24 protein-coding genes are annotated in these 26,202 nt (G+C 62.1%); 7 read left to right on the forward strand and 17 right to left on the reverse strand.

From position 1 onward, the window contains the following. Positions 1-3: 3 nt before the first annotated feature. From CO666_RS19935 to CO666_RS19960, 6 genes are all read right to left on the reverse strand, one after another. The gene (locus tag CO666_RS19935; protein WP_097613930.1) at positions 4-576 is read right to left on the reverse strand and encodes a TRAP transporter small permease; all 573 of its coding nucleotides are present in this window, start codon (positions 574-576) and stop codon (positions 4-6) included. A gap of 242 nt (positions 577-818) precedes the next feature. Continuing rightward, positions 819-1,793, reverse strand: coding sequence for a sialic acid TRAP transporter substrate-binding protein SiaP (locus tag CO666_RS19940; protein WP_097613931.1), 975 nt, complete (start codon positions 1,791-1,793; stop codon positions 819-821). A 23-nt stretch (positions 1,794-1,816) separates the two neighbouring features. Beyond that, positions 1,817-2,575 (reverse strand): FadR/GntR family transcriptional regulator, encoded by a 759-nt coding sequence (locus tag CO666_RS19945; protein WP_097613932.1) that lies wholly within the window; start codon positions 2,573-2,575, stop codon positions 1,817-1,819. Between the two features lie 190 nt (positions 2,576-2,765). Further along, the gene (locus tag CO666_RS19950; protein ID WP_097613933.1) at positions 2,766-3,542 is read right to left on the reverse strand and encodes a molybdopterin-binding protein; all 777 of its coding nucleotides are present in this window, start codon (positions 3,540-3,542) and stop codon (positions 2,766-2,768) included. Beyond that, entirely contained in the window at positions 3,542-4,381 is an 840-nt protein-coding gene (locus CO666_RS19955; RefSeq protein ID WP_097613934.1) for a cytochrome b/b6 domain-containing protein, read from the reverse strand. Before CO666_RS19955 ends, CO666_RS19950 begins: the two co-directional genes overlap by 1 nt. 86 nt (positions 4,382-4,467) lie before the next feature. Then, positions 4,468-4,716 carry a pentapeptide MXKDX repeat protein gene (locus tag CO666_RS19960; RefSeq protein ID WP_097613935.1) on the reverse strand — a complete coding sequence of 83 codons (249 nt, stop codon included), beginning with the start codon at positions 4,714-4,716 and terminating at the stop codon, positions 4,468-4,470. A gap of 185 nt (positions 4,717-4,901) precedes the next feature. On the opposite strand from CO666_RS19960, the gene CO666_RS19965 reads away from it, so the two are divergent. Then, entirely contained in the window at positions 4,902-5,450 is a 549-nt protein-coding gene (locus CO666_RS19965) for a sigma-70 family RNA polymerase sigma factor (protein ID WP_097613936.1), read from the forward strand. Next, positions 5,447-6,091 carry an NrsF family protein gene (locus CO666_RS19970; protein ID WP_097613937.1) on the forward strand — a complete coding sequence of 215 codons (645 nt, stop codon included), beginning with the start codon at positions 5,447-5,449 and terminating at the stop codon, positions 6,089-6,091. The genes CO666_RS19965 and CO666_RS19970 overlap by 4 nt, the downstream gene beginning before the upstream one ends. Before the next feature lie 120 nt (positions 6,092-6,211). Here CO666_RS19970 and CO666_RS19975 read toward each other — a convergent pair whose 3' ends face one another. From CO666_RS19975 to CO666_RS20005, 7 genes are all read right to left on the reverse strand, one after another. Continuing rightward, on the reverse strand, positions 6,212-6,850 hold the full coding sequence (locus CO666_RS19975) for a hypothetical protein (protein ID WP_245436821.1): 639 nt from the start codon (positions 6,848-6,850) through the stop codon (positions 6,212-6,214). 156 nt (positions 6,851-7,006) lie between these two features. Beyond that, positions 7,007-7,621, reverse strand: a complete 615-nt coding sequence (locus CO666_RS19980) for a nucleotidyltransferase family protein (protein WP_097613938.1) — start codon at positions 7,619-7,621, stop codon at positions 7,007-7,009. Next, on the reverse strand, positions 7,614-8,540 hold the full coding sequence (locus tag CO666_RS19985) for an XdhC family protein (protein WP_097613981.1): 927 nt from the start codon (positions 8,538-8,540) through the stop codon (positions 7,614-7,616). Before CO666_RS19985 ends, CO666_RS19980 begins: the two co-directional genes overlap by 8 nt. Before the next feature lie 52 nt (positions 8,541-8,592). Then, positions 8,593-10,791, reverse strand: coding sequence for an aldehyde oxidoreductase molybdenum-binding subunit PaoC (paoC, locus tag CO666_RS19990; protein ID WP_097613939.1), 2,199 nt, complete (start codon positions 10,789-10,791; stop codon positions 8,593-8,595). A gap of 3 nt (positions 10,792-10,794) precedes the next feature. Further along, the gene (locus tag CO666_RS19995) at positions 10,795-11,745 is read right to left on the reverse strand and encodes an FAD binding domain-containing protein (protein ID WP_097613940.1); all 951 of its coding nucleotides are present in this window, start codon (positions 11,743-11,745) and stop codon (positions 10,795-10,797) included. Continuing rightward, positions 11,742-12,377, reverse strand: coding sequence for an aldehyde dehydrogenase iron-sulfur subunit PaoA (gene paoA / locus CO666_RS20000; RefSeq protein WP_097613941.1), 636 nt, complete (start codon positions 12,375-12,377; stop codon positions 11,742-11,744). The genes CO666_RS19995 and paoA overlap by 4 nt, the downstream gene beginning before the upstream one ends. Positions 12,378-12,617: 240 nt before the next feature. Beyond that, positions 12,618-14,495, reverse strand: a complete 1,878-nt coding sequence (locus CO666_RS20005; RefSeq protein WP_097613942.1) for a HAMP domain-containing methyl-accepting chemotaxis protein — start codon at positions 14,493-14,495, stop codon at positions 12,618-12,620. 423 nt (positions 14,496-14,918) lie between these two features. Here CO666_RS20005 and CO666_RS20015 point away from each other — a divergent pair, with 423 nt between their 5' ends. Beyond that, positions 14,919-15,632, forward strand: a complete 714-nt coding sequence (locus tag CO666_RS20015; RefSeq protein WP_097613944.1) for a 4'-phosphopantetheinyl transferase family protein — start codon at positions 14,919-14,921, stop codon at positions 15,630-15,632. Here the strand turns inward: CO666_RS20015 and CO666_RS20020 are convergent. Genes CO666_RS20020 through CO666_RS20030 form a run of 3 tightly spaced genes read right to left on the reverse strand, consistent with a single transcriptional unit; the run spans position 15,605 to position 21,185 of the window. After that, positions 15,605-16,963, reverse strand: coding sequence for a lysine N(6)-hydroxylase/L-ornithine N(5)-oxygenase family protein (locus CO666_RS20020; protein WP_097613945.1), 1,359 nt, complete (start codon positions 16,961-16,963; stop codon positions 15,605-15,607). The genes CO666_RS20015 and CO666_RS20020 overlap by 28 nt on opposite strands. Next, positions 16,960-20,949 carry a non-ribosomal peptide synthetase gene (locus tag CO666_RS20025; protein WP_097613946.1) on the reverse strand — a complete coding sequence of 1,330 codons (3,990 nt, stop codon included), beginning with the start codon at positions 20,947-20,949 and terminating at the stop codon, positions 16,960-16,962. Before CO666_RS20025 ends, CO666_RS20020 begins: the two co-directional genes overlap by 4 nt. A 17-nt stretch (positions 20,950-20,966) precedes the next feature. Next, positions 20,967-21,185 (reverse strand): MbtH family protein, encoded by a 219-nt coding sequence (locus CO666_RS20030; RefSeq protein WP_097613947.1) that lies wholly within the window; start codon positions 21,183-21,185, stop codon positions 20,967-20,969. Between the two features lie 194 nt (positions 21,186-21,379). Between CO666_RS20030 and CO666_RS20035 the strand changes: the two genes are divergently transcribed. Genes CO666_RS20035 through CO666_RS20045 form a run of 3 tightly spaced genes read left to right on the forward strand, consistent with a single transcriptional unit; the run spans position 21,380 to position 24,982 of the window. Then, positions 21,380-22,369, forward strand: a complete 990-nt coding sequence (locus tag CO666_RS20035) for a GNAT family N-acetyltransferase (RefSeq protein ID WP_179869728.1) — start codon at positions 21,380-21,382, stop codon at positions 22,367-22,369. Then, positions 22,366-23,784, forward strand: coding sequence for an MATE family efflux transporter (locus CO666_RS20040; protein ID WP_097613949.1), 1,419 nt, complete (start codon positions 22,366-22,368; stop codon positions 23,782-23,784). Before CO666_RS20035 ends, CO666_RS20040 begins: the two co-directional genes overlap by 4 nt. 10 nt (positions 23,785-23,794) lie before the next feature. After that, positions 23,795-24,982 (forward strand): PLP-dependent transferase, encoded by a 1,188-nt coding sequence (locus tag CO666_RS20045; RefSeq protein ID WP_097613950.1) that lies wholly within the window; start codon positions 23,795-23,797, stop codon positions 24,980-24,982. Here the strand turns inward: CO666_RS20045 and CO666_RS20050 are convergent. Beyond that, a complete protein-coding gene (locus CO666_RS20050; protein WP_097613951.1) occupies positions 24,873-25,532 on the reverse strand; it encodes a sigma-70 family RNA polymerase sigma factor in 660 nt (219 codons plus the stop codon). The genes CO666_RS20045 and CO666_RS20050 overlap by 110 nt on opposite strands. Before the next feature lie 164 nt (positions 25,533-25,696). Here CO666_RS20050 and CO666_RS20055 point away from each other — a divergent pair, with 164 nt between their 5' ends. Then, entirely contained in the window at positions 25,697-26,188 is a 492-nt protein-coding gene (locus CO666_RS20055; RefSeq protein WP_097613952.1) for a GNAT family N-acetyltransferase, read from the forward strand. The last annotated feature ends 14 nt before the right edge of the window (positions 26,189-26,202 follow it).

Below are 26,202 nucleotides of genomic sequence, written 5' to 3' on the forward strand. Positions count from 1 at the left end.
GGATCACTCCTCGACGGTCTGGAATTCTTCGGGCCGCTCCAGAACGGAGTAGCCGCGACGCATATTGGCGATAAAGACGATGACCGCGCGGATCAGCATCAGCACGAAGGCGACAAGAACCGCGTAGAAGACGATGTTGCGCGGCAGGTCGATGGTGACCATCTGCTCGTCGGCGACGATGTCGACATAACGCCACATCAGGTGGCAGCCATAGGCGAAGAAGCCGATGCGGACGATATCGACGAAGGTGGCGAGCACGCGCGCCAGGCCTGACGGCATATAGTGATAGAACACATCCACCTGGATGTGCCGCGACGTCCGTACGCACATGACGGAACCGAGGAAGACGACGCCGATCAGGCAGTTGATGGCGATCTCCTCGGTCCATGCATAGCTGTCGTTCAGCACATAACGCGTGAAGAACTGCAGAAAGACGCAGCCGGCCATCAGCCAGAAGACAACAAGCGTGATCCAGTCTTCGACGGCATAGTCCGAGACGTTTGCGGTCGGCGCGTGTCCTTCGAATTCGTGGCCGATTTCCTCGGCCGTGATTGGCGTATGAATTTCTTGCGACATGATCGGCCTTGTCCAGGTTGGGGAAGGAGAGCGCGCGGCGTGCGGGCGCGTGCCTTCGTGTCGACATCGTTTTGCGCGCGGTGCCTGCCCCTCATCCGGCTGCCGCCACCTTCTCCCCGCTCGCGGGGCGAAGGGACACGCCGCGCCGGCTTCCTCCACCTCGACGTTGCGTTTGGCACGTCCCCTCTCCCCGTTTTTACGGGGAGAGGGTTAGGGTGAGGGGCAACGCCGGTAGCGAACCCCTACTGGATCGCCCGGATCGCTTCCCAATCGGCCTTTTCGTAGCCGAAGTCCTCGAATTTCACCTTTTCCATGACGTTCTTTTCGAAGTCTGTTTTATCGACTTCGGTAACGTTGAGGCCCTTCTCCTTGAAGGTCGCAACCAGGCTGTTTTCCCTAGCGGCGATCGTCTTGGTGGTGCGCTCGGCTGCTTCCTGCATCACCTCGCCGAAGATCTTCTTGTCCTCGTCGGACAGGCTCGCCCAGCGCGTTTTGGAGATGACGGTGTTCAGGTGATCGACGATGTGGCCGGTGAGGATGATGTTCTTCTGGACTTCGTAGAACTTCTTCGCCTCGATCGTCGTCAACGGATTTTCCTGCGCCTCAACCGTGCCGTTCTGCAAAGCGAGATAGACCTCGGCGAAGGCGATCGGCGTGGTGTTGGCGCCGCAGGCGCGCGGCATGGCGAGATAGGCCGGAACGTCGGGCACGCGGATCTTCAGGCCCTGCATGTCGGCGCATTTGGCGATCGGCTTGTTCGATGTCGTGTGGCGCGTGCCGTAATAGCTAACGGCGGCGATGTGGTTGCCGGTCTTGTCTTCATAACCTTTGGCAAGGCGCTTGAAGACGTCGCTTTTGGTATAGGCGATCAGGTGATCGGGACCGCGGAAAATATAGGGGAAGTAGGTGACGCCGATCGGCTTGTAGTCGCGGGCCGCAAAGCTCGATCCCGAGATGATGATGTCGACCGTCCCGAGCTTGAGACCCTGGTTGATGTCGGCTTCCTTGCCGAGCTGCGAGGCCGGATAGACCTCGATCTTGTAACGTCCGTCGGTGCGCTTGGCGATCTCTTCGGCGGCCCAGACGGAATCCGTATGGAAGGGCTCGGATGTTTCATAAACATGCGCCCATTTCAGCACGGTCTGGGCTTGGGCGAGCGCGGTACTCGCCATGATCGCGGCCGCGGCGCAAAATATCGTTGCCAGTCTGCTCTTCATCGCTCTCTCCTCCGGAGCTCGAGTTAAGTCTTGTCCGTTGCTTTTGCGGGCCCCTTGTCGCGGCCGCGCTCCTCCTCTCCCGAAAACTCCTCCCCGAAGCTCTCGGAAAACCTCTTCTGCGACATGGTGAGATGGGCACGCATGGCCGCCTTTGCGCCGATCGCATCGCCGGCGGCAATCGCGTCGCGGATAGCCCGATGCTCCTCCAGGGCGCTGCGCCATGTCGTCGGCCCCTCGAAATGGCTCGCGAGCTTTTCGAAATATGGGCTCATGCGCATGTCGAACATTTCGCCGGTCACGCGGATCAGCGTCGCATTGCCGACGATCGCGGCAATGCCGGTGTGAAAGGCGCGGTCGGCGGCGATGACCGCGCCCGCATCGTTGACGCCGCCGCTCATGCGCACCAGCGCTTCATCGAGGAGCACAATATCTTCGGGCCTGGCGCGGGTCGCGGCTTCCTCGGCGATGGCGCATTCGATGACGGCCCGTGCCTGAAGGAGCTCGAAAGGCCCTTCCACCGGCTCGCCTTCGCTTGCCGCTACGCTTGCGGCATGCCGGCGCACCACATAGATGCCGGAGCCCATGCGGATGTTGACGAGGCCCTCGACCTCCAGGACGATCAGCGCCTCGCGCACTGTCGGACGCGACACCGACAGTTGCTCCGCGAGTTCACGCTCGGCCGGCAGCCGTTGGCCGACGGCAAGTTCGCCGCTGGCGATCATCGATCGGATCTGATCCGCCACCTGCCGATAGAGGCGACGTGATTCAACAGGCGAAAACATCCTGGCCTCCCCGGCGGCTTCTCCTCAAGCACGCAGCTGGTCAAATGGCCTGACCAATTTGTATAGAGGTATCATCCCGTGAGTTGTGCGTCAATCCGCCGCACAAACGTTAAACAGGAAAGCCACGGGGCTGGGAAGCTTTGTGATTGGACAGATCGGCGATCCTGCCGGCTTCAGCCGCTCGGAAGATTTAGATACCGGCATACCATTCGTAGCCGCGATCCTCCCAGAAGCCGCCATTGCCGCCATAAAGCTGGCCGAGGTCCGCGACACCCTCGATACGGGTCAGATACTTCGCCTGCTTGTAGCCGAGCTGCCGCTCGACCCGGAGCCTCAGCGGCGCGCCATGCGCCACTTCCAGGTCGCGTCCATTCATCGAATAGGCAAGGATCGTCTGGGGATGGAAGGCATCGACGAGATCGAGGCTCTCATAATACCAGCCGCTGCCATCCAGCGTCTTTTCGTATTCATCGGCGCAGTGGAACACGATGTAGCGCGCCTCCGGTTTCAGCCCGACCGATTGCAGCAGGGCGCCGAGCGGCAGGCCCGTCCATTTGCCGATCGCGCTCCAGCCTTCGACGCAGTCGTGCCGGGTGATCTGCGTGCGCGACGGCATCGCCTTCAACTGCGCGAGCGAGAATTGCGACGGCTTTTCCACCAGTCCGCCGACATCAAGCCTCCAGGTCGAGAACTGCCGGCTCATCCAGTCGAGATATTGCGGGTTATCGGGCATGCTGGTGCCGTTGGAGCGAAAGACCGGCGAGAGATCCGCCTCGCTGAATTCGCGGGCCAGCGCATCGTCGCCGAGCAGCAGGCGCTGCGTCTTCATGCTGAAGCCCTCGGCGATCTTCAGGACGGATTTCGTCCGGTCGCTTTCGACCAATGCGTCGCAGCCGGATAGCCCCAGTGCCGAGGCGGTCAAGGTCGAGCCGATCAGGAAACGGCGGCGGGTGATCAGGCGGCTCATCATTCGTCTCCCTGTTCGATGGCGTAGTAGCCGGTGATCATCGAACGTAGATTGTTGAAGACGCCCGACAGGATGACCATGGCGACATGCACCACGACAAAGGCGACGAGCGAGAAGGCGGTGAGGAAATGGATGGTGCGGGCCGATTGCCGGCCGCCGAAGACATCGAGCAGCCACGGTGCGACGGCATCAAAGCCCGGCGACATGGTGAGACCCGTCGCCAGCATCAGCGGCAGCAGCAGGAAGATCACCACGAGATAGGTCAGCTTCTGCAGCGTGTTGTAGTGCCGCGCTTCGGCGCCCTTGGGAAACCGCAGCCTGGCATGGTTGACGACTTCGTGCGCGAGATGGGCGGGCGTCAGTTCATCGACACCAGGCGCGAGATCACGGCGAAAATGTCGGCTGACCAGTCCGTAGACGAGATAGACGAAGCCGTTGAGGACGAAGAGCCAGGCAAAGAAGAAATGCCAGCGCCGGCCGGTCGACAGATCCTGATAGCTTGGAAGGGTAATCCAGCTTGGAAAACCCCTCGCCGTCGCCTCCCCGTCGACATTGGAGAGGCCGAGCACACCAGTCGTATCGAAGGCGAACGAACCGATATGTGTGCGCCCCTTTGCCTCACCGCCGTCCTCGACGGCATCCATCGAGATGAAGGACGGATCGTAGTCGGCGCCGTATTGGCCCCAGTAGAGCGCCGGATGGGCATTGAATATCTGCAGGCCGCTCATCAGCAGCACGGTCAGGCAAAGCACGTTCACCCAATGCGGCAGGCGCACGGCGAGGCTGTGGCGGTAGATGAGCGTGCGGCGGGTTTCTTTGCCGGCATCGGTCGTCGCCATGATCGTTCTCCGGATCGATGGAGTTTCAGGAACAAAGGACGCGGCCGCCGCGAAAAAAGTTTCAGCGGCCGCGCGGAAGCGGGCGCTTATTTCATCGCGTCGCAGGTCTTCATCATGTCGGTCTTCTTCATCGCGTCCTTTTCCATGCCGGCCTTGTGCATGCAGTCCTTCTTGGTGCCGGACATCTTCATGGCGTCTTTCGACATGTTGTCCGTATGCATCGTGTCCTTTTTCATCGTGTCGGTCTTCATGGCGTCCTCGGCCGAGGCGACGCCGGCGAGCGAAAGGCCGACGATAAAGGTGCAGGCTGCAAGGCTGGAAAGAAGCTTGGTCATGGAATTCTCCTCGGAGTAATTGGCGTGTCCGCCGGCTGCCTGCCGATGGCTCACATCCACCCATTCGAGGCGGCGTCGAGATGCGTTACAGCCTCACATCTATGTGATAGAGCAGTGATGCCAGAATTGTTTTCGCACTGCCCTGTAACCGACCGGCTGTTTTTCCGAATGAACTCTTCGACAACATGACATCAGCCCATTCGGAAGAAGCCCTGAAAGCCTTGATGCTTCTTTCCCTTGACGGAGACGAGGCGGCGTATCGGCGTTTGCTGACGGCTTCGCGCGCGCTGCTTGTCGGTTATTACAGCCGCAGGATGGCTGCGGCGGCGAAGGCGGATATGGAAGACCTGGTCCAGGAGACATTGCTGGCGCTGCATTCCCGCCGGTCCACCTATGACAGGGAAAGGCCTTTCACGGCCTGGTTCTTCTCGATCGCTCGCTACAAGCTGATCGACCACCATCGCGGCCGCGGTGGGCGCAGGCTCAGCGAGACCGAGCTTGGCGAGGAGATCGAAAGCGACTTCAGCGAGGAGGCGCTGACGGCCCGCATGGACGTCGAGCGTTTGCTCGACGGTTTGCCACCGAGACAGCAGGAACTGATCCGGCAGGTGAAGCTGGAGGGCCAGTCGGTCGCCGATGCCGCAAGCCGCACCGGCCAGTCCGAATCGGCGGTCAAAGTCGGTATCCACCGGGCGCTCAAGGCGCTCGGCGAGAGATTGCGAGGCGCATCGTGACAAAGACGGACGACATCATCGAAAGCCTGGTCGGCGACCTGAAGCCGGTGCCGCGCCATGCGCTGCGGCGCCGTTTCGCGCTTGGCCTATTGCCCGCCCTCGGGCTCTCGCTGCTGCTGATGCTGGCCATTCTCGGCCTCAGGGTCGATATGCCGGATGTGCTGATGCTGCCGGTCTTCTGGATTAAATCGGCTTATAATGCGTTGATTGCGGTGACAGCTCTCTTCGCCGTCGTTCGGCTTTCCCGTCCCGACGGTTCCGAAGGACGCTTTTTCGGTTTGCTTGCCACGATCTTTGCCGCGATGACGGCAGTCGCAGCCATCCAGCTGATGATGGCTCCCGTTGGATCTTCCCGAGTACTGATCCTTGGCTCCTCAGCGCTCCATTGCCCGCTGCTGATCATCGGCTTCGCATTGCCGGTCTATGCCGGCGTGGTCTGGGCGCTGCGTCGCGCCGCACCCTCCGATCTCAGGCTGACCGGCTTCGTCGCCGGCATTGCCGCGGGAGCAGCAGGCGCCTGGGTCTATTCGTGGTTTTGCACCGAAAACGGCATGCCCTTCGTGCTGATCTGGTATTCGCTCGGCATCCTGCTCACCGGCGCGCTCGGCGCCTTGACCGGTCCTCGGCTGCTCCGCTGGTAGATCCTTCTCTGCCGCCGCTGTCCATCTGCTCCGAAACTCAGGCGTTTGCTCCAAGATTTGATGGTGCGATCTCATCCGACCCACACAGGACACCTTCAGGAAACCTTTCTCGGTGTCGTCTCATTCCGCCGGCAGATTAAACCTGCCTCTGGCTCCGAGGCGGGCCAATACAGGCCGGGAAAACGGCCGGCCGGACCATTTCAGCACGCTTTCGCGAAAAACCTGTCGTTCCTCTTCTGAGGCGAACAATCTGGCCGGCCACGGGTGAGACACCAGTCTGGACATCCAAAAATGGAAAGTTCCCGCATCCTCTTCGAGCGCATAGAGTGACTGCCACGTGCACGTGACCGTCTGCCCCAGGACCGTGTAGCTGATTCCGCTCTCATCCACGGTAGACTCGACGGGCTTGCCGATAGTCCCCGCCTTCACCAGCCGCCTGCGATACATGGAACGCAGCAACCGCCGGAATGGCTTCAGCAGCAGAAAGGCCAGGAGCGCGCAGGCAACGACTGTAGCGAGGACATAGACAATGAATGTGCCGACGTCACCCGCCTGCCATTTGTCGAAATTGGTAATCAGCGCGACGAACAGCGCGACCGTTCCCGCGGCGCCGATAGTTGGACCAGGAGGCAGAAGCTGACGCGATGCATGCTGGACATCGAGATGGTCGTCGAGTTCCAAAGCGAAGGTTTTGCGAAAGGCGGGGCGATCCGCAGACGGCCAGATTTTCGGGACTGAGGCGGGGGGACCCTCGGACATGTTCAACCTGCCAAACCGGAGAATGCTCGACTAGAAAATTCTCCCATAGGTAGCAATTGCTTCCTCTTGCGTCAACGAGAGCCCAATCGCGTGCTTGTCGATTCCAGCATGGCGCAAATGCAGCCCACCCGACTGAGGGGGCATTCTTATCGCCAGTCAGTGCCTCATTACGCCGCCTGCGGCCGATATATCGTCCGGCGTATCCACGTCGAGATGGGCTGCATCGCCAACGTCGACATCGAGCACCGGCAGGCCCGACGTGGCGATGATACCGCGCGCACCGACGTCGCCTTCAAGTCGCAGGATCGCGTGATCGAGAGAACGTGGCAGAACAACCGGATTGCCGGGCTCGCCGCACGAGACGGCGCGCACAACGGCCTTGCCGCCCGCGCTGCGAAAGGCGGAAATCAGGGCATTCAGATGCGCGATGGAAATGCCGGGCATATCGGCCAGCATGACCAGAATGCCGTCGGTGCCGTCGGCACCCTTTGATGATAGTCCTGCGATGAGCGAACTCGCCATGCCATCGGCGTAATCGGGATTATCGACGAGAGCCAGCGGAAGCCCGCCGAGCGCGGCCTCGATCTCCGGCCGGCGATGCCCCGTGACTACAATAACGCAGGCTGCATCCGACCCGAGCGCGGTCAAGGCGCACCGTCGCACCAGCGGCACGCCGTCGAACTCGGCCAGCAGCTTGTGCTTCCCACCCTTGCCCATCCGGCTGGCCTTGCCGGCGGCGAGAATAACGATCGCGACCGACGCCTCAAGCATAAGCCATCAGTCTTGCCGCAGCGACATCTGCCAGAACCGACAGGGCCAGCGAGGTTGCATCCCGCGTCGGGCCGAACATTCCGATCGGCGCCTTGATACGATCGATCTCGTCCTGCCCGAAAGCGAGCGCCGTCAACCGCTCGACACGTCGGCGATGCGTGCGGCTGCTGCCGAGCGCGCCGATGTAGAACCCTGGCGAGACCAGCGCAGCCTCGAGAATGGCGGCTTCGGCGTCGAGGTCGTGATGCAGGAGCACGACGGCCGTGAAGCGATCGATGGCGCCGGCCGCCCTGCCCTCCTCGCCCTGCCCCCGGATGATCACATCGTAGCCGGAGGCCTCGGCCAGTCGTGCAACGGCCTGCGCTTCGATTGTCTGCCCGGACAGGACGACGCGGGTGCGGGGACGATAGACGCCGACGAAATCGCGCTGCAGCCAGCCGGCCCGTGGCGGCGGGTCTACCGGTTCGAGGCTCTGTTGCTCGGGTGAATAGGCCAGGCCTGCAGCCTGCCTCTGTCCGAGACGATCCAGAACATGCTGCAAAGCCCCGACATCTCTGAGAACATGGATGGCGAGGGAGATTCCGCCGCCGCAGGGAAGGACGATGTCAAAGAAGGGAGAGCCGTCGCCGAACTTCACCGTGCGGTCGCACCCATCCGCCATTGCCAGAAGCGCTTCGGAAGCCACTGCGGCTTCGACGCATCCGCCGGAGACATAGCCGCAGAACCGGCCATCGGCCGCGACAACCACGTGGGAGCCGAGGGTGCGGGCCGCGCCGCCGCGTATGTCGACGAGGGTGGCGAGCGCTACCGCTCCACCAGCATGGGCGTCTATCGCGAAGCGAAGCAGTTCCGCAGGATCGTCGGTGGCCGAGACCCGGACGGGAACGGGCGCCGCGATGGAGCCGAGTGTCTGATCCATGAGACGTCCTTGGGAAAGGGACGGCGATCCGGCGAGACCGCCGTCGACATCGTCAGGCCACATCCGGCAGGCCGCCGATCAGTTTGTCGAGCGTCAGGGGGTAATGCCGAACCCGCACGCCGGTTGCATTGTAGATGGCGTTGGCGATGGCGGCGGCGACGCCGCAAAGGCCAAGCTCGCCGACGCCTTTTGCCTTCATCGGCGAGGACATCGGATCGGTCTCGTCCATGAAGATCACCTCCTGGTACGGAATGTCGGCATGCACCGCCACTTCGTAGCCGGCGAGATCGTGGTTGACGAAGAAGCCGCGCCGGGTATCGACCGCCAGCTCCTCGGAGAGCGCTCCGCCGGCCCCCATCGTCATTGCGCCGATCACCTGGCTGCGGGCGGTGATCGGGTTGAGGATCCGGCCTGCGGCGCAGACCGCGAGCATCCTGCGGATGCGGCTTTCTCCGGTGGCGACGTCGACACCAACCTCCACGAAATGCGCTCCGAATGTCGATTGCTGATGTGTTTCGGTGAGATCGCCCCATTGGATCGTGTCCTCGCCGACAAGACCATCCGGACCGGCAGCTTCTGCAAGAGGCACCGAACGATTGCCCGAGCGGACCTCTCCATTCTCGAAGACGATGTCTTCGGAGTTGAAGCCGAGCTTCTTGGCGACGGCCTCACGCAGCTTGACGCAGGCTGCGTAGACGCCTGATGTCGAGGAATTGGCACCGAACTGTCCGCCGGAGCCCGCCGAGACAGGAAAACGCGAGTCGCCGAGCTGGACGGCAACCTTGTCAATGGTGACCCCCATCATTTCGGCGGCCGTCTGCGCGATGATCGTGTAGCTGCCGGTGCCGATGTCGGTCATGTCGGTTTCCACAGTCACGACGCCTTCCCGGTCGAGCTTTACCCGCGCGCCGGAGGGAAGCACGAGGTTGTTGCGGAAAGCAGCGGCAACGCCCATGCCGACCAGCCAGTTGCCCTCCCGTTTGAAACCCGGCCTTCCCCGTTCATTCCAGCCGAACCGCTCGGCGCCGAGCTTGAGGCAGCCGACGAGATTGCGCTGGGAAAAAGGCCGCTGCGGCTTTTCCGGATCGACCTGGGTGTCGTTGATGATGCGAAACTGCACGGGATCGATACCGACTTTCTCGGCAACCTCGTCGATGGCGATCTCGAGCGCCATCAGTCCCGGCGCCTCGCCGGGAGCACGCATGGCATTGCCCTCGGGCAGATGCAGCGTCGCCAGCCGCATCGCCGTCATGCGGTTCGCACCGGCATAGAGAAGGCGAGTCTGGTTGACAGCGGTCTCCAGGCCTCCGCCAGGAAGGTCCCCGGACCAGCTTTCGTGGGCAATGGCGATTATCTTGCCGTCACGCTCGGTTCCGATGCGAATCCGCTGGATCGTCGCCGGCCGGTGGGTCGTGTTGTTCATCATGAACGGCCGCGGCAGGGCAACCTTGACGGGGCGCCCAATCGCACGCGCCCCGACAACGGCCAGCACGGCATCGGCCCGCAGGAACAGCTTGCCGCCGAAGCCGCCGCCGATGAAGGGCGACATCAGGTGGATCTTCTCCTTGTCGATGTCGAGCGTCGTCGCAAGGTCGGACCTCCACCAGTCGACCATCTGGCTGGAGGTCCAGACGGTCACCTCTTCGCCGTTCCAAGCCGCGATCGATGCATGCGGCTCCATCATCGCATGCGACTGATCAGGCGTCGTATAGGTCGCGTCCAGAGTGACGGGAGCCGCGCCGAAGGCAGAATCGAAGTCGCCGGCCGCGGTATCGGGCTGCTGCGATTCATCCGGCTTGACGGCCGAATCCTTTGCCTGGGCGAGGTCGAACGCGCCCTTTTCCTCGGCATAGTCGACATTGACCAGAGCGGCTGCGGCGCGAGCCTGCTCGAAGGTCTCGGCGACGACGACCGCGATTGCCTGGTGATAATGCTGAACCTCGTCGCCCCCGAACAGCCTGGCGGTGTTGAACCTGCCCTTTTTCCGCTCGCCGATATCGAGCGTCGTCACCACGGCAAGCACGCCGGAAGCCCTCTTGGCGGCGGAGACATCCATGGATTTGATGCGCCCCTTGGCGATCGCCGCGCCGACGGGATAGCCATAGGCATAGCGCATGTTCGGATCGTGCCACTCATAGGCGTACATCGCCCGGCCGGTGGTCTTGAGCTGGCCGTCGATGCGGTGGATCGGCTGACCGACGACCTTCAGATTGTCGATCGGGTTGGTTGTCGCTGGTGTATCGAACTGCATGGCTCAACCCCTTGCTTCGGCCATGACCGCGCCGAGCGTGCGCTCGACCAGATCGACCTTGAAACGGTTCTGTTCGGTAGGATGGGCATCGGCGAGAAGGACGCCCGCCGCCGCCCGCGCGCCTTTCGGCAGCTCGGCATCGGCTGCCTCAATGCGCCACGGCTTATGGGCGACACCCCCGACGGCGACACGTCCTGTACCGTCCGGCTGGATAACGGCGCCGATCGAAACGAGTGCGAAGGCGTAGGAAGCGCGGTCTCGAACCTTGCGATAGATGTGCCTGCCGCCGATCGGGGGCGGTAGCAAGACCGCCGTGACGAACTCGCCGCGCTCAAGAACCGTCTCGATCTCAGGCGTGTCGCCGGGCAGCCGATGAAAGTCGCCGATCGGAATCGAGCGGCGGCTGCCGTCGGCCTTGACCGTCTCGATGACGGCATCGAGCGCCCGCATGGCGATCGCCATATCGCTCGGATGGGTAGCGATGCAGCTTTCGCTCACCCCGACCACCGCATGCTGGCGGCTGAAGCCGCCGATCGCGGAACAGCCGCTGCCCGGCTGCCGCTTATTGCACGGCTGGTTCGGGTCGTAGAAATAAGGACAGCGCGTCCGCTGCAGGAGGTTGCCGGCCGTCGTCGCCTTGTTACGCAGTTGGCCCGACGCGCCCGCGACCAGGGCGCGGGATAACAGAGCGTAGTCGCGGCGAACGGTTTCGTGGGCCGCAAGATCCGTGTTGCGGACCAAGGCGCCGATGCGCAGCCCGCCCTCCGGCGTAGCTTCGATCTTGTCGAGGCCGAGACCGTTGATGTCGATCAGATGCGCCGGCGTCTCGATTTCTAGCTTCATCAGGTCGAGCAGGTTGGTGCCGCCGGCGATGAACTTGATTTCAGGATTGGAGGCGGCCGCCTTGGCCGCGGCCTCGACGGACGAGGCGCGTTCATAGGTGAAGGCTCTCATGCTTTGATCCCCGCGACTTCCGAAATGGCATCGAGAATGTTGGAGTAGGCGCCGCACCGACAGATATTGCCGCTCATGCGTTCGCGGATCTCGGCGGGCGTGACGGCCGTCTGCGCAGTAAGGTCGCCTGTGACGTGGCTCGGTATGTTGGCCTTGATCTCCTCGAGCACAGCCACCGAGGAACAGATCTGTCCGGGTGTGCAGTAGCCGCACTGGAAGCCGTCATGTTTCACGAAGGCTGCCTGCATCGGATGAAGATGTCCGGGCTGTCCGAGACCTTCGATCGTGGTGATCCGGTCGCCTTCATGCATGACCGCCAGCGTCAGGCAGGAATTGATGCGGTGGCCGTCGACCATGACCGTGCATGCGCCGCATTGGCCATGGTCGCATCCCTTCTTCGTGCCTGTAAGATGCAGGTGCTCGCGCAACGCATCGAGCAGCGAAGTTCTGTTGTCGACCTCGAGATCGTATTTGTCGCCATTGACCGTGAGGGAAACTTTCGATGTATACGCCATTTCATTTCCTGGGGACTGTGCCGCCGCGGGAGTGACGGCTGCGCTTACCGCAACCGTTGCGGCCGACGAGATAAGCAAATCCCGACGGGAAAGTTCCAGTTGTGTCTGGCTTGGCATGATTGTTCCACCTTGCTCGTTAGACATCGGCGCGCGTCGACGCCGTCTTCAAAGCTAGTGCAACTCAGCCTTTTGATTAGGCCCGTTCCTTTGCATACGCTTATGAATTGAGGTCATGAATTCCTGCGCGGCAGCAGCGCAATGACATGCATCATTCGCCTAAAGGCGAGGCCGCGCCGTTGGGCGTCAGGGCGGCAGGTGAGCTTGTGTCGCGGATTCTGATCTGACCTCGGTCGAGCGTCATCTTTGCATCACGCGGCGCGGAGCGACCAATCGGACCGGCATGTTGCCTTCGAAGGATCTGCTGCCGCGTTGCATGTCCGCCGCGCCTTTGTCACTGTCCAATTGAAACTGATTGACCAGATCCCGCAGACGGCCTGCCTCGGAGGACAACGATGCGGCGGCAGCCGTCGACTGCTCGACCATTGCCGCATTTTGCTGGGTCGTCTGGTCCATTTGATTGACGGCGGTATTGATCTCGGCAAGTCCAGTCGACTGCTCGCGCGCCGAAGTGGCAATCGCATCCATGAGCTGGTTGATCTGGACGACGTACTCGCCGATCGACTTGAGCGACGTTCCGGTTTCGAGAACCAGTTTCACGCCATTTTGCACTTCGGTAGACGACTTTTGAATAAAGCCCTTGATTTCCTTGGCTGCTTGGGCAGCGCGTTGGGCAAGCTCACGGACTTCTTGTGCGACCACGGCAAAACCCTTGCCCGCCTCACCCGCACGGGCTGCCTCGACGCCGGCGTTCAGCGCCAGAAGGTTTGTCTGAAAGGCAATTTCATCGATTGCCCCAATGATGTTCGAAATCTGTTCTGAACTGTCCTCGATGCGTCGCATGGCCTGTTCCGCCTCCGATACGACGGTTGCCGACCGCTGAGCGCTGACATTGGCTTCCAGGGCCACATGGCGTGCCTCATCGGTGCGTTTGCTGGCCATCGTCACGTTCGACGTGATCTCGTCCAAGGCTGCGGCTGTCTCCTCAAGAGAAGCTGCCTGTTGCTCGGTACGTTTGGAAAGGTCCTGCGCGGCAGAGGCAATTTCACCGGTACCATTGTCTATGCTGTGCACGGTCTGCAGCACCGCGCCGATCGTCGCGCCCAATTGCCGGAGCGAAGCGTTGAAGTCTTCGCGCAAGGTTTCATATTCCGCGGCGAACTGTTCCGAGAGCTGGAAGGATATGTCGCCTGCCGCTAGCCGCCGCAGGCCTTCGCCCAATGTCGTGGTTGCGAAGCGCAATTGTTCAGCCTCGCGTTCGGCGCGCTGCTGGGCTGCAGCGCGCGCCGCCTCACTCTCACTGCGGGAGTCGGCGGCCTCCTTCTCAAGCCTGACGACGTTAAGGGCGTTCTGACGAAAGATCTCGACTGCGCTGGCCATATCGCCGACTTCGTCGGCGCGGCCGGCATAGGGAATATCACTGTCGAGGTCGCCGCCCGACAAACGCTTCATGGCGGATGCGGTTCTTCGGATCGGGTTGGCAATTCCTGATATGGCAAATACGATGCCCGCCATGGCAACGAGTAGGGCGATCGCTGCAGTTGCTGCCGTCAGGATGAAAGCGGAATCCGCCGTAGTGCCGCTCGCAGCTACGAAGCCTTCGGCCTGGCTGAGAATGAAGGCAACCAAATCCGCTACCGCCTTGTTCATCAGAGCAGCTTGCGGTTCCATATTTTCCTTGAAGAAACGAACGGCTTCAGGCGTCTTCCCGCTGGCCTCGAGCGCGATCATTTGATCTGCCAGTTCGCGGTATTTGCTGAGTTCCGGCTTGATCTGATTAATCAGTTCCCGGCCACGCGCCGTGCGAACACCGTTTTCATATTCGGCGACAATTTTGTCGAGCGCGATGCCTACGGCGTCGATCTCTTGCTTTCCGGCTTTCTGCTCCTCCACCGTGTCTTCCAGGAGATACTGAGCATAGCTCAGTTTCAGATCGAGGAAGTTGTCCTTGATCTCACGCGCCGTCACCAGCCGCTGCATCCAGAAGGTCCCGATCTGTTCAGCATTGACCCTCAGCGTCGACATAGTGGTCAGCGAAACATAGGACAGTCCAACCATGAACAGGCTGATGATAGACAGCTTTAGGATCAGGGCCTGCTTGATACTGGGGCGCTTCATGCGGGTCTCCTCGAAGCTTTGCTGGGACGACCGGCTTGCCGGTTGATGCAAAATCTGTCACCGGATTCAATAATTTAGTATTAACTAAACAGCGACCCCAGTGTCGTTTTTAGGAAACTTTTGCATCGGTAGAAACTTCCGCGATTAGTCCGAACGCAGCACGACTCAAAGTTCCTGGAAACCGCCGGAAAAAGCAGCCATGGCGAGCGAAAATCTCTCCTCGTCGGATCTCGAGACACCGCAATATGGCTCGACCGAGATCGACTCTGCGCCGATCGTCGGCCGTGGAGCGGAGCCAAAAGAAGTCGTGAAATTAACTTGTGTGGCGCCCGCCAGGGAGTGGAACGCCGCTGCCTGCCGCCCCACTACGTCGGCAGGCATCTGCACGCTTGCCAATCAGTCCAGGGAACACATACTGGATCCATGCAGCTATCAGAAAACCAACCTGCCGGCATCGAAATCTCCCTCTGGCAGTATTCCAGGAGCGAACGCGACTGGAACCGCTGGATGCGGTCGCTCTCACCGGATGAGCGGGATCGGGCGGCGACCTATCGGTTTGAACGGGATCGAGCCTCGTTTATTGCCGGCCGCTATCTCCTGCGGCGGCTGTTGAGCGGGTATGTCGCGACAGTGCCGAGCAAGGTCGTATTGGCCACGGACGAGCACGGCAAGCTGAGCTTTGAGGGTAGCGATAGACTGCAATTCAGCCTGTCCAATGCCGACGGGCTGGTGGCGGTCGCGGTTGCGTCGGGCTGCGAGCGCATCGGAATAGATTGCGAGCGCGCCGACACCGAGATCGAAGAGGTGACTTTAGACGCCTATTGCAGCCTGGAGGAACAACGCTGGCTCGATGAATTGCCCGCGCATGAACGTGCGCGAGCCGCCGTTGAGCTTTGGACGCTCAAGGAGAGCCATCTCAAGGCGCTTGGCGTGGGCTTGCGGGAAGATCCCCGCAATTTCGTCTTTTCCCGGAGGGTCGGCATCCCTGTCATGATCGGCGATCGCGACCGGCGATGGCATCATCGTTTGATCGAAAGTGGCAGCCAGCACGTCGTTGCGCTGGCTGCCTGCTGCCAATCCGGGCTCCCCGGCATTTCCACGCGCCTGTTTCAGGACGACAGCATGCCGTCAGAATAGCCGGCGCGCAGCTGATGCGGCATTGCCGAAGCGGTCTCGCTCGCCCAGGCCAGCTGCGCATTGTCCGGTTCCGCGTCGAAATGCTGCCGGCCAAGCAGCGTATTGACGATCGTCGCGCTGCGCCAGGCCATCAGGCTGAGCTGAGAGTCGGCGATACCATGCGAGTATCGGCCCGCATTCTGCGCAAACAACCGATTTGCCCTCGGGCCTGTCCATTGCATCGTGTAATCGTCGTTGAGGATGGGATAGCCGTTTCTGTCGAGCGTTATCCGTTCCCCCAGCGAGCCGAGAGCATCCGGCAAGCGGAACCGGTAGCCGGTTGCCAGGACCACCGCATCGGCGTGCAGCACCTCGATGCCGCCGTCGAATTGATTCCGGACGATGAGCCGATAGGCATTGCCGTTCCGCTCCATCTGGATCACGTCGCGGTTGGGCGCCAGAGATGCATTGAGCATGCTCGGCTCGAGGTAGCGCAAGGCGTAGAGGCGGCGGTAGATCGAATGGATCGTCGAGATCGACAGGCCGTCGCTGGTCAGGATCGAGTTCTTCAACGCCGCCTGCTTCTGCTCGCCGCCGAGCTTCAGATAGGCCTGCACATATTCCGGCGAGAAGACCTGGTTGGAAAACGGCGTGTCGTTGATCGGCTCGAAATTGTGACGCCGGCTGATCCAGGTCAGCTCCTTTATCGAACCGGGATCCCCAAGCAGGGCTTCCACGACCTCGCCGCCGCTCTGGCCGCCGCCGACCACGACGATGCGGGCGGCGCCGAGATTGCCGAGGCGCGATTTGGCCTCACTGTTGTGGAAGCAATTCGCACCGAGGAAGGGTTTTGCCCAGTCGGGCACGAAGGGCAAAGAGCCGGTGCCGATCACCAGGTTACGCGCGTCTTCCTGGCCGTTGTCGAAGCGTAGGACGAAGCGGTCGTCGCGATGCTCGACATCGCGGATCTCCGTCGAAAAGCGCAAGCCATCCACGCCCTGGGCGACCCAGGCGAGATAACGTGCGAATTCCTGCCGGGGAACGGCTTCGTAATTGGCGTTCAAGAAGGCGTAGAGCCGCTTATGAGCCACCAGATAGGAGACGAAGGACCAGCGGCTGGTCGGCAGGACCGGGGTGACGAGGTCCTTCAGGAAGGACGATTGCAGCTCGACGCCGGGCATCATCATGCCGGGATGCCAGTCGAAGGCGCCGCGCCGCTCGAAGAAGCGGCTGCGGACCTCGGGCACCGATTCCAGCAGGCAGGCAAGGCTCAGATTGGAAGGACCAATGCCGATGCCGGCAAGATCGAGAGGCTCGTTGAGGGCATCCCTGCGGGTAAATGCGACGGTCATGCGAAATCCTTCTCTGTTTCCTTGAGACGCAGGGCAAGCCTTGAGTGGAAGGCGGGAGACCCGATCATGTGCAGATGGTTGGTGCCGGTGATGATTTCGGCCGCATGCGCCCGCGGCGACAGGCGGCGCCAATCGATCAGGTTGAGGCCGCGGTTGAGGCTGTCGTCGGCCGCCCAGGGATAGATCGGCACATCATGGGGAACGAGCCGGTGCTTGCGGAAGATCAGGGCATTGTCGATCAGCACCCAGAACGTATGCTCGCGGCTGCTGATATCGGGCCCGTCTGTCGGAAGCGGATCCTTCTCGTCGCCGACGAAGCGCAGGAACTGCTCATAGGTCTCGGCGTCCATCGTCTGGAGCAACCGATCCCATTCGGCGCGCATCGCCGTCTTTTGCAGCCATGCCTGCACGTCGCGGTGCAGCATATCGCGTTCGCCCGGCCGGAAGCGCGGCTTGGCGCCGATCGCGAATTCCGATCCGAGGTCGCAAACATCGACCATCGCCATCATCCTGACATCGACCTCGTTGCCGAGGGTGCGAGCGGCCTCGTAAGCCAGCAAACCGCCCCAGGACCAGCCGAGGAAGGTGCAGGGCGCACCCCTGCTGTGCTTCCTGATATAGTCGACATAGCTCGCGATGATCTCTTCAACAGGCGCGCCGACTTCCTTCTTCTCGGACAGCGAGTGGCAAATGAAGCCGGTCGCCGGCTGGTCGGCCCCGAGATAATCGACAAGCTTCACATATTCGCGGGTGCTGACGAGAAGACCGGGGAAGCAATAGAGCCGCGGCTTGGCGCCAGAGGCGCGCAGCACGATCACTTCGGAGAGATCCCGCTCTTCCCCCTGCTCCATCACGCCGGCAAAGGCACGAATGGTCGGGTTGTTGAAGATATCGGCGACAGTGAGCGGAACCTTCGGCCGGCGCTGGCGCAGCAGAGAAAGAATGCGGATCGCTCCCAGCGAATTGCCGCCGATCGCGAAGAAATTATCCTCGACGCTGATTGCCTCCAGCTTCAGAACCTGGCGCCAGACATCCAGCACCTCTTCTTCGAGCGCGGTCGCCGGCTCGACGACGGCGCGCTTGACCGGCTGGGGTGCGGGCAGCGCGAAGCGGTCGAGCTTGCTGTTCGGATTGGTCGGCATCTTTTCCAGTTCGACCACGGCCGCCGGCACCATATAGGAGGGCAGGCTGCGTTCGAGGCCGGCGCGGACCGTCTCGACGTCCAGCTTGTCGTCCTTCTTCGCGACGACATAGGCAACCAGCGCCTTCTCTCCGGCATCGTCATCGCGCAGCACGACCAGGGCTTCACCGACGCCGGGCTGCTGGAGCAGCGCCGCTTCGATCTCGCCGAGCTCGATCCGGTAACCGCGCAGCTTCACCTGGTGGTCGACGCGGCCGACGAATTCGACGGTTCCGTCCTCGCGCCAGCGCGTCAGGTCGCCGGAGCGGTAAAGCCGGCCACCCTCCTTCGAGAAGGGATCGGGGATGAATCGGTCGGCCGTCGTATCAGGCTTGCCGAGATAGCCGCGCGCAATGCCCTCGCCGCCGATGTAGAGTTCGCCGGTCACGCCGATCGGGCACGGATTGAGATCGGGGTCGAGCACATAGACGCGCCTTAAACCGACGGCACGGCCGAGCGGGGCATAGACGCCCTGGAATTTCGTTCCGGCCCTCACCTTCCAAACCATCGGTGTCATGATGGTTTCTGTGGGACCGTAGCCGTTGATCAGCCATTCCGATTTCAGCGCCCGCGACAGGAGGTCGAAGGTCGATTGCGCCAGCCCCTCGCCACCGAAGGAATAGAGGCGCATCGGCGGCGCGCCGTCCGTGATGTCGGCCCATTCCGCCAGCTGCTGCAGATAGGTTGTGGGAATGCTCGCATTGTTGGCGCCGTGCTTGCGCATCGCCGTCAGCGTCTCTTCCGGCGTCCAGAGCGGCTGGTCGGGAAGGATGATGCTGCCGCCTTCCATCAGCGGGTTCATCCAGCGCTCATGGCCGCCGTCCGAGCTGAAGGGCAGGAACGGCAGCTCGCGGGACTCCGAGCTCATGCCGTAGACACGCGAGGTATTCTGCAGATGGTGCGTCAGCGGGCCGTGCTCGACGGCCACCCCCTTCGGCAATCCGGTCGACCCCGAAGTGTACATGACATAGGCGAGCTGATCCTTGTGGATGGGAACATAGAGCGGTGTCTCCGGCTCGCCGTCGAGATCGAGCTTGTCGAGTTCGAGGACGATGGCGTCGAGTTCCTCCGGCAGGCGATGGCGCAGCCAGCTGTGGGTGAGAACGATCTTCACCCCGCCGTCGCGCAGGATGTGGTGGTTGCGCACCGGCGGATGATCGGGCTCGACGGGGATATAGGCGCCGCCGGCCTTCAGCGTGGCGAGGATGCCGACGATCGCTTCCGGCGAACGCTTGATGAAGATCGCGACCGTCACCTCGGCGCGAACGCCGAGCTGCCGCAGCCGATGCCCGAGGCGGTTGGTGCTCGCCTCCAGCCAGCCATGGCTCCATTCCTCGTCGCCATAGACAATCGCCGTCTTTTCGGGCGTCCGGCGCGAATGGGCCGATATCAGCTCATGGACCGGCCTGTCGTCGTTGACGACGTCATCCTCGTAGGGCGCAGACAGCCAGTCGAGCTCGTCGCTGCCGACGAGTTCGATATCCTTGATCCTGAGGCCAGGCTGCGCAACGATCTGCTCGAGCACCAGGCCGAAATGTCTGGCGACACGGGCGATCAGGGCACCGTCATAGAGATCCTGGGCATAATCGATCAGCCCCCATGCGCTCCCGTCCAAACGCGCCTCGACAACCAGGGAAAGCTCGCTGTCGGCGCGCGCACCTGATGGTTCCAGGTTTGTCGCATGGCTCGCAACCGGATAGGGCTCGCGGAATTCGAACAGCGCCTTGACCACGGCTTCCTGGGCGGCGGCCTCGTCGACCACCAATTCCTGCGTGATGCGCTCCAGCGGCACGAGGCGGGCAAGCCCCTCCTCCGTCGCCATGGAGATCGCCGCGACGACCTCGTCGAGGGAGTTCTTGGAAGCAAGCGGCAGAACGAGGGGAAGAACCTGTTCGGCACGGCCGCGGCTGGCCAGATGCGCCGTACCGGGCCGCGCGACCAGGAGGCCGGTCAGCAGAGCGTAGTTGCCGCTATAGCGCGCCAGCAGCGCTGAGAAGGCGGCATGCAGCACACGTTCGACCTGAAATCCTTTTTCGCCCGCATGCCTTTCAAGCTTGCTCCAGAGCTCGGGGCCGATTTCAAAGCGATGCTGCGCACGCGCCACGCCAGCGAGGCCGCCGCTGTTGAAGCGGGTGGGAAAGGTCGATGCCGCATAATCGAGACCGATCGTCTCGCGCCAATAGGCAAGCGCTTCCCGCGCCTCGTCGGTCTCCAGCCATTCCTCTTCCCGCGTTCCGGCCGAAATTTCCGCCGGTTTGATGTCGCCGGTTTCACCGTCGAGAATTCGCGCCAGCGAAGCGGCGAGCGCGGATTTTTCGCGGTCGTCCGAGATGATCGGATGCAGCACGATCGTCAGCAGCGACTGCCCATCGGCAAGCTGGATGATCTGGATACGCGCGCCTGGCCCTTCCAGCAGATCGAAGCGCCTGTCGCGAAAGGCTTTCCGCGCGGCCAAGGCATCAGTCTCGGAAAGGGCGGTTCCTTCTTTTCCCAGGATCTCCATCGGCACGGCGTTCGATGCGCCGCGATATTGCTCGATGCGGCCGCCAGCCAGCCGGCGGAAGCGGGTGGTGAGTGACGGATGCTGAACCACGAGCGCGCGGCAGGCGCCGGCAATCGCCTCGGCGCCGATCGAGGCGCTCAACCGCAGCCCGATGACCTGGTCGGGAAAGACCGTGTAATTGCCGATCTGCTCCAGCGACCAGATGCGCTTCTGCGCGATCGTCAGCGGAAAGCTTTCGAAGACTGCGTCCACTGCCGCATCGGTCGGGCGGGCATCGGCGAAATTGGTGATCTGCTTGTTCATCTTGCCATCCGGATGTTTCAGAAACGCGCGTCGCTTGATATTGCCGAGCGCAGGGAGAGCGGGCGCGGATCGGCCCAGACCTGGCGGATATGCGCCAGGCATTCCTGCCGCGAACCGGCAAAACCCGCAGGCTGCCAGCTCACCGGAATCCGCTTGTCCTGCGGCCAGACCGAGTAGTGATGTTCGGTGTCGAAGACGACGATCCAGAGATCGTCGCCGGGCTCGAGATTATCCATTGAAGGCTCCTGCCGTGATTGACGTCATGCGCAAATGACGGATGCCACCGGCTGGAGTTTAGAAAATTGCTGAGAATTTTTTTCTTCTCTCGCCCCTAAATCCGGCCGAGGATGGATCGTCATTCTACCAAATCGGCACAGGAGCGGGCTTCATGCTCGCATCATCAAAAAGCCTGCCGATCAAGGAGAACATCATGGATTTCGACGCCGCCAAACAAAGGCGGGCTCTGCAGGCGCGCAGCTATGTCAGGCTTGCCCCTAATCTCGTCCATCTCAACACCGTGCACGGAAATCACGGAGTCGCCCTCGAAGTCGAAGGCGGCATCGCCTCGCTCACCTTCTATGAGGGCAATCCCGTGCAATCGGCCGAGCTTCTCATGACCGCCGCCGAAGCGGTGACGGCGCAGGACCGCTCGATCAAGTCTGTCGCCTTCGAAGGGCATCAGGCAAGCCTTTCCCGGCACATCTCGGGCGTCGGCGGAAGGCTCGATTCCGCGATCCTCTGGCAATGGCCCTCACTGTGGCTGCCGCAGCTTTCCTATCCGCTGCCGCCTGTGCAGGAGATGACCGCGGGCCGCTATCATCCGCGCCGGCCGGTTAAGCCGAAAGGCACGGTCTACCAGCGCTTCATCCCCTGGCTGGAGCGGGACATCAGCTTCAGGGTCGCCGATCCCGAAACCGATCTTGCCGCCTTTCACCGCTGGATGAACGACGAGCAGGTCAACACGATCTGGGAGGATGCCGGTTCGCTCGACAAGCACCGGCAGATTCTGCAGGAGAGGATCGCCGATCCGCATGTCCTGCCGCTGATCGGCAGTTTCGCAGACATCCCCTTCGGCTATTTCGAAGTCTACTGGGCCAAGGAGAACCGGCTGGGTCCCTTCTACGACGCGGACGATTACGATCGCGGCTGGCATGTCGCGATCGGCGAGCCCGACTATCGCGGCAAGAAATGGATCAGCGCATGGCTTCCTTCGCTGATGCATTTCATCTTCCTCGACGACCCCCGCACGAAGCGCATCGTCGGCGAGCCGCGCGCCAGCCACGAGCAGCAGATCCGCAACCTCGATCGTTCGGGCTTTGCCAAGGTCAAGCATTTCGACTTTCCGCATAAGCGGGCGCTCTTGGTGATGCTGACCCGTGAGCGCTTCTTCGGCGACCATCTCTGGGTGCCCGCATCATGAACGACATGAGCGGGATGAGCGGCAGCCTTCGGAAACGGCGGCTTGCGCCGGAAGATCTTGCCAGTCCGCAGCTTTTCCGGCTGCTGCTGCGGCTTGGGCTGCCGGCCATGTTCGGCCTGTCGATCAACGCCGCGCATCACACGATCAACATGGTCTTCGTCGGCATGATCGGCGAAGACCAGATCGCCGCGATCATGATCGTGCTGCCGATCCTGATGCTTGTCGCCGCTTTCGGCGAGGGCATCGGCGTCGGCGTGGCAACCGAGGTCGGGCGGGCGCTCGGCGCCGGCAACCGATCGAGAGCCGGCACCCTTGCCTCGGTCAGCCTTGCCGCAGGCGCCGCCTTCGGCGCGGCCAGTGCGCTCGCAATCGCCGCATTTCCGGATTTGCTGCTGTTCGCTGCCACGCCCGCGCTTCAGCCGCTGGCGCAGCATTATCTCCTCATCATCGCGGTCTCGATCCCGCTGACGATGGCGCAGATCATCCTCGATTTCCTGGCGATCGCCGAGGGCAATGCCCGCTTCAGCATGTGGACGCTGGTCGCCTGCTTCGCGCTGAACATCATCCTCGACCCGATCATGATCTTCGGTTTCGGCCTCGGCCTGCAGGGCGTGGCAATCGCCACCATCCTGTCCCAGCTCGTCGCACTTTCCATCTATGGCGTTTACCACGCCAGGCGCCTGGGGACGGTTCGGCTGACGCTCGGCTGGCGGTGGAGAGATATCGCAGACCTCCGACCGGTTCTTGCCGTGGGCGTACCGACGACGCTGACCAGTCTGGCAACGGCAGGCGCGATTGCCGCCATGCTGTCGCTCGCCGGCACCTATCATGGCGAAGCCGGCATTGCCGGCGTCGGGATTGCCTTGCGGCTGCTCGCCGTTGGAACACTTCCGGTGATCGGCCTTTCGCTTGGGGCCCAGTCCATCCTGAGTTTTGCCTGGGGCAGCGGGGATGTCGCCCGGGTGCTGTCGGCAGTCCGCATCCTGACTATGGTCACCAGCGCGGTCGGCGGCGTTTATGGACTGGCCGCACTCGGCTTTTCCGAAAAGCTCGCCTCGTTCTTCACCAAGGATCAGGCCGTGCTTTCGGTCGCAAGCCAGGCGATCGTCGCGACCCATCTTCCCTTTCTGCTGTTCGGCCTGCGGCAAACGCTGCTGGTCCTCTTCCAGGCACAGGGCAGGCCGAAAGCCGCGCTGGCAATCGGTCTGGCGCAGAATGGCTATCTGCTCCTGCCGCTGCTTGCGCTGCTGCCGCCCTTCCTCGGCTTTTCAGGCCTGCTCGCAGCCATGTTCCTCGCCTCTGCCCTGACCGGCCTGTTGTCTGCCGTTTGCCTGATGAGGACGCTCAGCGCACTCCGGCAGCGTTCGGCCGGCCATCCAGCCTCCATCCGTCCCTATCCCAGCTTTTGTCCATGAGAGGATAACCATGAACCAGTCGATCAACCCGCATGATCTCGGCGCCCATGCGATCGCCGACGATCTCTTCACGCCCGTCGATCCCGCAGCATTCAACGCCGTATCTCCCCCGATCTTCCAGACCTCGCTCTTCACCTACGACAGTTACGAAGCGATGGAGGATGTCTTCGCGGGCCGGGCGCGCAATTACATCTATTCGCGCGGCGACAATCCGACCGTCCGCGAATTCGAACTGCTGGTCGCCCGCCTCGAGGGCGCGGAGGATGGGCGCGCCTTCTCCAGCGGAACGGCCGCCATCACCTCGACGATCCTCAGCCTCGTGGAAGCCGGCGACCGGGTCGTTGCGGTCCGCCACCTCTATAATGACGTCTACCGCCTGCTGGTGAAGCTGCTCGGCCGGCTCGGCGTCGCCGTCGATTTCGTCGACCCCGCCGATCACGACGAGGTGCGCAAGGCGCTGTCGGGCGCCAAGCTGCTCTATCTCGAAAACCCGACATCCTTCGTCTTCGAACTGCAGGACATAACGGCGCTGTCGGCCATGGCGAAGGAGGCCGGCGTTACCACCGTCATCGACAATTCCTGGGCGACACCGCTCTTTCAGAAGCCGATCCAGCACGGGGTCGATATCGTCATTCACGCCGCGTCGAAATATCTCGGCGGCCACAGCGATACGGTCGCCGGCGTCGTCGTCGGCTCGAAGGAGGCGATCGCCAGGATCAACTCGACCTCCTACCCCTATGTCGGCGCCAAACTCTCGCCGTTCGAAGCCTGGCTGCTGTTGCGCGGCATGCGCACGCTGCGTGTCCGCCTCAAGGAGCATGAGCGCAGCGGGCTTCTGCTGGCCGACCAGCTGAAACAGCATCCGGCCATCGCCCGCGTCCGCCACCCGGCCTTTCAGGATCACCCCGGGCGGGCGACGCTGTCGGGTTATGCCGGGCTGTTTGCCTTCGACCTCACGCCCGACATCGATGTCGCGCGCTTCGTCAACGGGCTTCGCGACATCCGCCTCGGCGTCAGCTGGGGAGGACCGGAGACGCTGGTCGTTCCCGCCAAGGTCGCGCTGCAGATCCCCGACCGGATGACCTCTTTCATCCGATTCGGCGTGAGCGAGCAGACGATCCGTTTCGCCGTTGGGCTGGAAGAGCCGGAACTGCTGTGGAGCGATCTGCAGCAGGCGCTGCACGCCGCGAGACGTTAGACGCCTGCCGATGGTCATGATCGGGGCGGATGGCAGGCTCGGTGATTGCCAGATGGCAATGCTGCTCCGCCGCCTTGATCATGAAGTTGACGAGGGTGCGGGAGACACCGAGTTCGGCCGCAATATCCTTCTGCGGCACGCCGTTGAGGCGGTGGCGGATGAAGGCGTCATTGGTACGCTTCGGCAGAGCCTCGAGCGAGGCCAGCACATCGCGCAGGGTCTCGGCGGCGACAAGCTGGTCGAGCACGGTGGGGATGGGAGCGGTGATCTCCTCAACCTGATCGATCGACCTATAGTTGTTCATCCGCTGGCGCCGCCGGCGGCTCTCGTCGAGTGCGAGATTATAGACCATGCGAAAGGCGTAACCGATCGGGCAACGAATGTCGTCGGTTTTCACCCCATAGGCTTTGATAACTCCGTCCTGAAAGATATCCTCGGAATATGATCTTGATTTGACAACACTTTCAATCGTTTTCAAGAGTTTATCCTTGTTCTCGATCATAGCGTTGACCACGGCGTTTCCGTTCACATCACGATGCGATGCTCGCATAGTCCTGCACCCTTTTTACAAATGGAAAATCAGGCTCTGTCGTTGCTGGTCGGTTCGGTCTCGGCGCTCCTTTTTTGAGCGGAAGTGCACGATTTGATTGCAGTGTCTATTTTAAGGTGATAACAAGAGTCAAGTTTAAATCGACCGGATGAATGCGAGAAAAAATGGGAAGAACAGTCGAGATCCTGACAGGCAAGGCGGAGCTCTGCCGATCGATCATGGGAGCCCTGCCGGACTGGTTTTCAGAACCGGAGGTCATTGAAGCGAGTGCCGCGGCGCTCGAGGATCTGCCGGTGTTCGGCTATGTCGAGGCGGATGTCGTGACGGCGCTGATGGCCTTGAAGCCGCATCTGCCCGGCGCCGTCGAAATCGCGCTGATTGCGACGCGCCCCGAATATCACGGCCGCGGCGCCGGACGACATCTCCTCGACGAGGCCGAACGCTTCGGCCATCGATCCGGCGCCCGGCTGCTCACGGTCAAGACGCTCGCTCCGCGCGGCCGCGACGAACCGCAATTCGAGGCGACGCGGCGGTTCTACGACCGGAACGGCTTCGTCAGGGCGGAGGTTTTTGCCACGCTCTGGCATGAGGATCATCCGTGTCTGTTCATGGTCAAGCCGCTCGCGGCGACCGAGGCAGGCGAGACCGCATTTTGAGACGACGCGACTTT

Origin of the sequence: Rhizobium chutanense (assembly GCF_002531935.1) — a bacterium.
Taxonomy (GTDB): domain Bacteria; phylum Pseudomonadota; class Alphaproteobacteria; order Rhizobiales; family Rhizobiaceae; genus Rhizobium; species Rhizobium chutanense.

Bases quoted from the DNA above. Each gene is read 5' to 3' on its own strand.
- CO666_RS19945 (WP_097613932.1), bottom strand. From the start codon at position 2,575: ATGTTTTCGCCTGTTGAATCACGTCGCCTCTATCGGCAGGTGGCGGAT.
- paoA (WP_097613941.1), bottom strand. From the start codon at position 12,377: ATGCCAAGCCAGACACAACTGGAACTTTCCCGTCGGGATTTGCTTATC.
- CO666_RS20015 (WP_097613944.1), top strand. From the start codon at position 14,919: ATGCAGCTATCAGAAAACCAACCTGCCGGCATCGAAATCTCCCTCTGG.
- CO666_RS19955 (WP_097613934.1), bottom strand. From the start codon at position 4,381: ATGGCGACGACCGATGCCGGCAAAGAAACCCGCCGCACGCTCATCTAC.
- CO666_RS20025 (WP_097613946.1), bottom strand. From the start codon at position 20,949: ATGAACAAGCAGATCACCAATTTCGCCGATGCCCGCCCGACCGATGCG.
- CO666_RS19965 (WP_097613936.1), top strand. From the start codon at position 4,902: ATGACATCAGCCCATTCGGAAGAAGCCCTGAAAGCCTTGATGCTTCTT.
- CO666_RS20030 (WP_097613947.1), bottom strand. From the start codon at position 21,185: ATGGATAATCTCGAGCCCGGCGACGATCTCTGGATCGTCGTCTTCGAC.
- CO666_RS19960 (WP_097613935.1), bottom strand. From the start codon at position 4,716: ATGACCAAGCTTCTTTCCAGCCTTGCAGCCTGCACCTTTATCGTCGGC.
- CO666_RS19935 (WP_097613930.1), bottom strand. From the start codon at position 576: ATGTCGCAAGAAATTCATACGCCAATCACGGCCGAGGAAATCGGCCAC.
- CO666_RS19995 (WP_097613940.1), bottom strand. From the start codon at position 11,745: ATGAGAGCCTTCACCTATGAACGCGCCTCGTCCGTCGAGGCCGCGGCC.
- CO666_RS20020 (WP_097613945.1), bottom strand. From the start codon at position 16,963: ATGACCGTCGCATTTACCCGCAGGGATGCCCTCAACGAGCCTCTCGAT.
- CO666_RS19980 (WP_097613938.1), bottom strand. From the start codon at position 7,621: ATGCTTGAGGCGTCGGTCGCGATCGTTATTCTCGCCGCCGGCAAGGCC.
- CO666_RS19985 (WP_097613981.1), bottom strand. From the start codon at position 8,540: ATGGATCAGACACTCGGCTCCATCGCGGCGCCCGTTCCCGTCCGGGTC.
- paoC (WP_097613939.1), bottom strand. From the start codon at position 10,791: ATGCAGTTCGATACACCAGCGACAACCAACCCGATCGACAATCTGAAG.
- CO666_RS20005 (WP_097613942.1), bottom strand. From the start codon at position 14,495: ATGAAGCGCCCCAGTATCAAGCAGGCCCTGATCCTAAAGCTGTCTATC.
- CO666_RS20040 (WP_097613949.1), top strand. From the start codon at position 22,366: ATGAACGACATGAGCGGGATGAGCGGCAGCCTTCGGAAACGGCGGCTT.
- CO666_RS19950 (WP_097613933.1), bottom strand. From the start codon at position 3,542: ATGAGCCGCCTGATCACCCGCCGCCGTTTCCTGATCGGCTCGACCTTG.
- CO666_RS20035 (WP_179869728.1), top strand. From the start codon at position 21,380: ATGGATTTCGACGCCGCCAAACAAAGGCGGGCTCTGCAGGCGCGCAGC.
- CO666_RS19940 (WP_097613931.1), bottom strand. From the start codon at position 1,793: ATGAAGAGCAGACTGGCAACGATATTTTGCGCCGCGGCCGCGATCATG.
- CO666_RS20050 (WP_097613951.1), bottom strand. From the start codon at position 25,532: ATGCGAGCATCGCATCGTGATGTGAACGGAAACGCCGTGGTCAACGCT.
- CO666_RS20055 (WP_097613952.1), top strand. From the start codon at position 25,697: ATGGGAAGAACAGTCGAGATCCTGACAGGCAAGGCGGAGCTCTGCCGA.
- CO666_RS20045 (WP_097613950.1), top strand. From the start codon at position 23,795: ATGAACCAGTCGATCAACCCGCATGATCTCGGCGCCCATGCGATCGCC.
- CO666_RS19975 (WP_245436821.1), bottom strand. From the start codon at position 6,850: ATGTCCGAGGGTCCCCCCGCCTCAGTCCCGAAAATCTGGCCGTCTGCG.